We start from the raw sequence: 2,826 nt of genomic DNA on the forward strand, positions 1-2,826 counted from the left end.
AGCATGCCGGCGGCCTCGAGGCGCCGGCTCCAGTCGAGCGCCCGCTCGGCGCTGCCGGCGATCAGCGGCTGGATCGGCGTCGCCGACGGCGCGAGCGGCAGGCCGAGCGCGGCGGCCCCGGCGCGCAGGCGGGCGATCGCCTCGCCGAGCCGCTCACGGCGCCAGTCCTCGCGCCGGGCGATCGCCAGCGCGACGCGGGTCGCCTCGGCCAGGGCCGGCGGCGGGGCGGTCGTATAGATATAGCTGCGGGCGCGCTGGATCAGGGTCTCGATCAGGTCGTGGGAGCCGGCGACGAAGGCGCCGAAGGTGCCGAACGCCTTGCCCAGGGTGCCCATCAGGATCAGCCCAGGGGCGGCGGGGAGGCCCCAGTGCGCGAGGCTGCCGCGCCCCTCAGCGCCGAGGACGCCCAGGCCGTGGGCGTCGTCGACCAGGAGCCAGGCGCCGGCGCCCGCCGCGACCTCGGCCAGGGCCGGCAGCGGCGCGAGGTCGCCGTCCATGCTGAAGACGCCGTCGGTCGCGATCAGGCGGGCCCCGCCACCGGCGAGGCGGCGGGCGAGATCGGCCGCATCGGCGTGGGCGTAGCGGCGCAGCCGGGCGCGGGCGAGGAGCGCCCCGTCGAGGAGCGAGGCGTGGTTGAGCCGGTCCTGCCAGACGGTCTCGCCGCGCCCGGCGAGCGCCGCGATGACGCCCAGATTGGCCATGTAGCCGGTCGAGAACAGCAGCGCCCGCGGCTGGCCGACGAAGTCGGCGAGCTCCTCCTCCAGCGCTTGGTGGGCGCCGCTATGGCCCGTCACCAGGTGCGCCGCACCGCTGCCGAGCCCCCAGCGCTCGGCCCCGCGCGCCAGGGCCGCGACCACCCGCGGGTCGGCGGCGAGGCCCAGATAGTCGTTGCTGCAGAAGCTGAGCACGGCCCGCCCGTCGATCCGCGCGCGCGGGCGCTGCGGGCCCTGAAGGAGACGGCGCGTGCGGTACCGGTGCGCCTGGCGCAGCGCACTCAGGTCGCCAGCGAGGTCCGGCAGCCCGCCGCCGGCCAGCCCCGTCTCGGCGGGCACGCCCATCAGGCCTCGGCCGCGACCGGCGCGTTAGAACAGGCGCGCGGCGCCCCGTGCCCCTCGGGCTCGATCGTCTCGAACGCGAGACCGAGGCGCTCGAAGAGGCGCAGATCGCGGTCGGCCTCCGCATTGGCCGTCGTCAGCAGCCGCTCGCCGTGGAAGACCGAATTGGCGCCGGCCAGGTAACAAAGGGCCTGGAGTTCGTCGCTCATGCGCCGCCGCCCGGCCGAGAGGCGCACGTGCGAGGCCGGCATCAGCAGGCGCGCCACCGCGATCGTACGCACCAGCTCGAAGGGATCGAGCTCGGCGGTGCCGAAGAGCGGCGTGCCCTCGACCTGCACCAGCAGGTTGATCGGCACCGACTCCGGGTGGCGCGGGAGGGTCGCGAGCTGACAGAGGAGCGCGGCGCGGTCGTGGCGCGACTCGCCCATGCCGACGATCCCGCCGCTGCACACCTTGAGGCCGACCCGCTGGACGTGGGCCAGGGTCTCGAGGCGCTCGCGGTAGGTGTGGGTCGTGATGACCTGGCCGTAATACTCGGGCGAGGTATCCAGGTTGTGGTTGTAATAGTCGAGGCCGGCCGCCTTCAGCCGCTCGGCCTGCTCGCCGCTCAGCATGCCGAGCGTCACGCAGGTCTCCAGGCCGAGGGCGTGGACGGCCTCGACCATCTCGATCACCCGATCCAGATTGCGGTCGCTCGGGCTGCGCCAGGCCGCGCCCATGCAGAAGCGCGTCGCCCCCTCGGCGCGGGCCGCGCGGGCCGCCGCGACCACCTCCTCGACCCCGAGCAGCCGCTCGCGCTCCAGGCCGGTCGCGTGATGGGCGCTCTGCCCGCAGTAGCCGCAGTCCTCGGGACAGGCCCCGGTCTTGACGCTGAGCAGCGCGCTGACCTGGATCCGATTCGGATCGAAATGGGCACGGTGCACGCCCTGGGCGCGAAACAGCAGGTCGTTGAACGGCAGATCGAGCAGGGCCGCGACCTCGTCGGTCGACCAGTCGTGGCGAATCGGGGGAACGGACATGGGAAGGCTCCAACGGCGGCCGCGCGGCGGCGCGCAAGATGCTCAGCAGGACAAGGCCGACATGTTAAAGGCCGCCCCGCCGCTGTCAACCTGAACGCTCCACCCAGGTTGACAGCGCCGATCGCGGTCGGGTTGGGCGTGCCGGCACGGCGGTCGTCGAAGAAGAATCGGCTCGCGCGCGCCGTAACCCGAGATCGGCCTCGGCGAGGGCCGCGTGGCCGGCTGCCGGGTTACGCCCCGAGCGGCTCGCGTCCATGGCGACTCGCGCCACCCCGGAGCTCGAAACCCGTAGGGTGCAGCGAGGCACGAACCGCACCGATCCTTGGCCCGTCACCCTGGCGGCGCGCGGGCACACTAGGGCGGGAAAGCGCAGCGCATCCCGCCGTTCGCGATCGCGCCGCCGTTCGCAATCGCGGATATCGATATCCACGGCGGCGCCTCCCGCCGCCGACGGAACCGGCTGGATCGCATTGCGCGCGATGATCCCGGACAGCGCTCCCATGCGGCGACCTGGCTCGCTGACACCACCAGGAGTTCACGCCCCATGCGTGGCGGGATGCGCTGCGCTTTCCCGCCCTACGTTCTGTAAGAATGGCGAAGGCGTGGCCGCGAAAAAGATATCTCGCGGTAGAGTAGAGGCCAGGGTTGCCCCTGGCCCCCCTCGTCAAACGCAGCATGCGGTTTTCCCGCACCGCGCTTTCCTGCTGTCTTCATGGTTCATCGCTGTCGCAGTGGAGTCGCAGGATCACAGC

2 protein-coding genes are annotated in these 2,826 nt (G+C 73.0%); both read right to left on the reverse strand.

What is annotated here, in order from left to right; translation table 11 throughout:
* Positions 1–1,058 (reverse strand): aminotransferase class I/II-fold pyridoxal phosphate-dependent enzyme (locus tag CKO41_RS18085; RefSeq protein WP_200383265.1); only part of this gene is annotated, 1,058 nt, incomplete at its 3' end.
* Positions 1,058–2,074, reverse strand: a complete 1,017-nt coding sequence (gene bioB, locus CKO41_RS18090; RefSeq protein ID WP_200383266.1) for a biotin synthase BioB — start codon at positions 2,072–2,074, stop codon at positions 1,058–1,060. The genes bioB and CKO41_RS18085, both read right to left, overlap by 1 nt.
* Between the last annotated feature and the right edge of the window lie 752 nt (positions 2,075–2,826).

Origin of the sequence: Thiococcus pfennigii, from assembly GCF_016583835.1 — a bacterium.
Taxonomy (GTDB): domain Bacteria; phylum Pseudomonadota; class Gammaproteobacteria; order Chromatiales; family Chromatiaceae; genus Thiococcus; species Thiococcus pfennigii.